5 protein-coding genes are annotated in these 3,033 nt (G+C 41.5%); all 5 read right to left on the minus strand.

The window, feature by feature from the left end:
* Window positions 1–279: 279 nt before the first annotated feature.
* Window positions 280–573, minus strand: coding sequence for a methyltransferase family protein (locus AAG834_RS13545; protein ID WP_342032433.1), 294 nt, complete (start codon window positions 571–573; stop codon window positions 280–282).
* Window positions 574–576: 3 nt separating this feature from the next.
* Window positions 577–1,047, minus strand: coding sequence for a hypothetical protein (locus tag AAG834_RS13550; protein ID WP_342032429.1), 471 nt, complete (start codon window positions 1,045–1,047; stop codon window positions 577–579).
* Between the two features lie 28 nt (window positions 1,048–1,075).
* On the minus strand, window positions 1,076–1,516 hold the full coding sequence (locus AAG834_RS13555; RefSeq protein ID WP_342032430.1) for a pilin: 441 nt from the start codon (window positions 1,514–1,516) through the stop codon (window positions 1,076–1,078).
* Between the two features lie 133 nt (window positions 1,517–1,649).
* Entirely contained in the window at window positions 1,650–2,138 is a 489-nt protein-coding gene (locus AAG834_RS13560; protein WP_342032431.1) for a pilin, read from the minus strand.
* A gap of 576 nt (window positions 2,139–2,714) precedes the next feature.
* A partial coding sequence (locus AAG834_RS13565) for a hypothetical protein (protein WP_342032432.1) occupies window positions 2,715–3,033 on the minus strand: 319 nt, incomplete at its 5' end.

The raw sequence follows: 3,033 nt of genomic DNA on the forward strand, positions 1-3,033 counted from the left end.
CAGGGTTCAAGATGAGTTGAACCACCGGCCAAGAAAAACACTTGGCTACGAAACGCCAAGTGTTTTATTCTTGAATCTGTTCAAACCACTGATACACTAGTGTTGCACTTGAAATCCGAATCCAAGGGCCTCTTTTACCCAACATTTTCATGAGCAAAGCCCACGCTACCATCTACGCCATCAAAACAAAAGGTCGTCTGAAAACGCTTTTCAGACGACCTTACTACCAATAATCTCCCCGTGTGCAAAGCCCATACTAGGGTTTTAACTATGTGTGGGTTACAGCAAAAACGGTATAAACCTGTTTTTCACACGCGATTTATATTCCCTGTATTGCTCATTTCGGCTAAGCACCTGTTCTTCATAATTCATGCGTAAAAACTGAAGCAGATACAGTAGGGTCAACACTTCAATATTCCACAATGAGAAATTGTTGAGTAGAAATGCCACATGCCCGATGAAATAGCCAAAATAAATCGGATGCCGTACCAAGCGATAAGGACCGGTATCCACCACGGTTCGACAGGCAGGTAAAAGTCCGAAACTCCTGCCCAGATAAATTTTGGCGTAAATCTGTCAACAGATGCCGAAAACGAGCAAGACAGATGCAACATTATCGGAAATCAATTTGACACCGCCACCCAACGCAATGGCAAAAAAATAAAAAGTCGCCCCCATCGTTGCCAATACGGGTAAAGGAGAGAAATTTCGAGTATCCGTAAATTTAGAGAAAACCACGAGAAAAACCGTAATACACTCCCCTACCAACAACAGCAATACGACTGGATTTCCCGTCATCATATAATTTTCTAAAACGGTTTTGATAAAATAACTCAAAGCCGTGACTGCCATTATTTTCATAGTCAGCTCCAAAGCAAGCTGCCTATAATTCAGCTTCATAATTTTCCCTTTATTGATATTTTTTAAGCAGATAATGCAGGTTTTGTTGGCTTCAACCCAATCTACCCAACCCGTAGCGTAGGCTTTGCCCGCGAACCACACCCAAAATTTCAGACGAGCCTTTTCCTCCGCTATTATCGTGGGCAAAGCCCACGCTACTCTGCTATGCCTTTAATTACAGCGACAACAGATCGCCTTGGCATGAAGCGGTGCGTAATTCTTTGTCCACATTTGTGCCGCATTCCCATACTCCCGATCCTACGGTATAGCGGATATTAATTTTTTTATTGGTGATTTTATCGTTTACGCCGCTGCTTTTGAAAGTAACGGTCAGCAGGCATTGAGTAGTATTTTTCTGTAATGCGACATCGTTGACGAAGTTGCCCGTATGCACGCTGGAGGCAAACCAAGGTTTGGTGGTATCACAGGCATTAATACCCTCGGTAGAAATAGCCTCGACCAGCGGGCTTTTCAGACCGGCAAGGATTTCATGCCCTTCAGTTGCCTGCGCCTTGGCGGTATAGTTGCCGAACAACGGCAGGGCAATGGCGGCAAGTATGCCGAGAATAGCGACAACAATCATCAGTTCGGTAATGGTAAAGCCTTGTTGTTTCATACGACGACCTTTAATGAAGTGAGTTTGGAACAGAATCAGTTTGCCCGATTTGAGTTGCTTGAATAAATGTTAGAAAAGCCCGCCAGAGCGGGCTTTGTTATTTCATAACAATTTATAAATTTAGCTGTTATTGTTAAGCGGGAGTAGCAGGAGCGGCGGCAGCATCACGGCAAGCAGCAGGCGCTACGTTTTTATCTAAGCTGGTAGTACAAGCCCAAGCACCGGTTGAAGGAGTCAGGGTCATATTAATAGTTTGACCAGCTACTTTGTCGTTGACACCTGCAGAAGCTGCTTTGAAAGTGGCAGTCATTTTACAGTTAGAACCATCTACTGCTGCAACTACTTTTTGCACATACTTACCAGTAGTTACTGCTGAGTTGAACCAAGGCTGACTGTTAGCAGCATCACCTGTTGTGCCTTTACAAGCAATAGCGTTACTGCTTGCAGCTACTGCCTCAACCAAAGGCGTTTTCAAACCGCCCAATAGTTCGTAGCCTTCAGTCGCTTGTGCGCGGGCAGTGTAGTCGCCGTACATAGGCAGGGCGATAGCGGCCAGGATACCGATAATTGCTACGACGATCATCAATTCGATCAGGGTGAAACCTTTTTGGATTGCTTTCATTTAATAAACTCCAGTTTAAAAAGTGTTGTGAATAAAAATGTTTGTTGTTAAAAAACCGTAATGTGTTTGGCTCTCTTGTTTTATGAGTAAAACCATCAAGTAGAAGGAATATACAGCTTCCCGGTTCGGACTTCGTTGCTTCATTTCCTTGCCGGACGTAATGTATCAAGCAGGGGATGTGCCAAGCTTGGATTTTTTTGGATTTTTTGTGCAAATATTTTGTAATTTTATGTTTTTAATAGGTTTAAATTTGTTTTGAAGGATTTTTCGGACAGATTTTGGCTTTTTTATGACGTAGGATTGTTTCTGCAATATGACGTGTTTTGTCATTTTTTGATTTTTTTTGGGGGAAGTGAAGAAGACGTTTTGTGTCACGTGCCGTGTTTCGTCACTTTTGAAAGCCGTTTTTAATAATATTTGAATATTTTGACAAACGGTATGATTATTTAGATAAGCGGTATTTTTGAAATTTGGATATTTTTAAAAAATTGATTTATATGATATTTTTAATATGATATTTTGATATTCGGTATTTATTCAGGATAATCGGTAATCCATAATAGAAATTTATGGAAATTAATTTAATTTTGAATGATTATTTTCAGCGTTCGAAGCCTCTTCTAAAAAGGGGATAATCGATAGGGATACCCGCCCTGCCTTTTTTCGATTTTGCACATTATTTTTGGCAGATTCTGCCTGCATTGAAACAATGACAATGATGCTGCGTGGTCTTGATTTGAATCTATATATATAGATGATGGAAACGGCAAAAGGTCGGCGGATTCGCATTTGAAGTGCAACTTTCCATAACAGAAAAAGGCCAGTATGAGGTAGCATACGGCCTTTCCTGCAAGAAAGATTGCCATGAGCTACACACAACTGACCCAAGACGAAC

The organism is Neisseria sp. Marseille-Q2251, from assembly GCF_940793045.1.
In the GTDB taxonomy this organism is placed as follows: Bacteria; Pseudomonadota; Gammaproteobacteria; order Burkholderiales; family Neisseriaceae; genus Neisseria.

What these genes read in the sequence shown, in the direction of transcription:
- AAG834_RS13560 (WP_342032431.1), bottom strand. Translation starts at nt 2,138, where the DNA reads ATGAAAGCAATCCAAAAAGGTTTCACCCTGATCGAATTGATGATCGTC.
- AAG834_RS13555 (WP_342032430.1), bottom strand. Translation starts at nt 1,516, where the DNA reads ATGAAACAACAAGGCTTTACCATTACCGAACTGATGATTGTTGTCGCT.